The following is a 520-nucleotide window of genomic DNA, read 5'->3' as shown; positions in this document are numbered from 1 at the left end:
GGAGAGAAGCGGTGTCCTGGGGGCGGCCGATGTCAGCCGGCGTCGGACGAGGGCGAGACGCGCCGCCACTTCTCATGGACGGCCACCGTCCGCAGCAGCCAGCCCGTCTCGTCCCGCAGCAGCCCGAACGAGCACCGCCCGCCGCTCATCAGCTCCTCGCCCGACTCGTGCCGCCGAGGGCTGAGATAGTCCGCCCGCAGTTCGGCGAGATCACCCGGATAACCGTCGGGACCCTGCATGCGCAGCCGGCGGTTGACGATCAGCAACTGGTGCATGCTGTACGGGCGCAGCGTGCCGGCCAGCCAGTCGGCGACCTCCGCGGCCGAACCCTCGATACCGCCCGCCGCCGTGTAGTCGGCGCGGCCGTCCGGTGTGAACAGGGCCCGGTAGCCGGGCCAGTCGGCGTCGTCCACGGCCACCGCGTAATTGGTGACCACCTCATCGATGGCGAGACGGCCCATCACGGTCGCGAGATCCACGCGCTGTGTCATCGGCTCAGTCTCCGGCAGTAAGGGCCCGG

The 520-nt window shown here is 70.8% G+C and carries 1 protein-coding gene; it reads right to left on the bottom strand.

Going from position 1 to position 520, the window contains the following annotated elements; translation table 11 throughout:
- Nucleotides 1-32: 32 nt before the first annotated feature.
- Nucleotides 33-491 (bottom strand): nuclear transport factor 2 family protein, encoded by a 459-nt coding sequence (locus tag BFF77_RS32530; RefSeq protein ID WP_211280389.1) that lies wholly within the window; start codon nt 489-491, stop codon nt 33-35.
- Between the last annotated feature and the right edge of the window lie 29 nt (nt 492-520).

Origin of the sequence: Streptomyces lushanensis (assembly GCF_001700515.1) — a bacterium.
In the GTDB taxonomy this organism is placed as follows: domain Bacteria; phylum Actinomycetota; class Actinomycetes; order Streptomycetales; family Streptomycetaceae; genus Streptomyces; species Streptomyces lushanensis.
This window is presented reverse-complemented; position numbering and strand designations above follow the sequence as displayed.

Coding starts and splice junctions, on each gene's coding strand:
- BFF77_RS32530 (WP_211280389.1), bottom strand. CDS start 491: ATGACACAGCGCGTGGATCTCGCGACCGTGATGGGCCGTCTCGCCATC.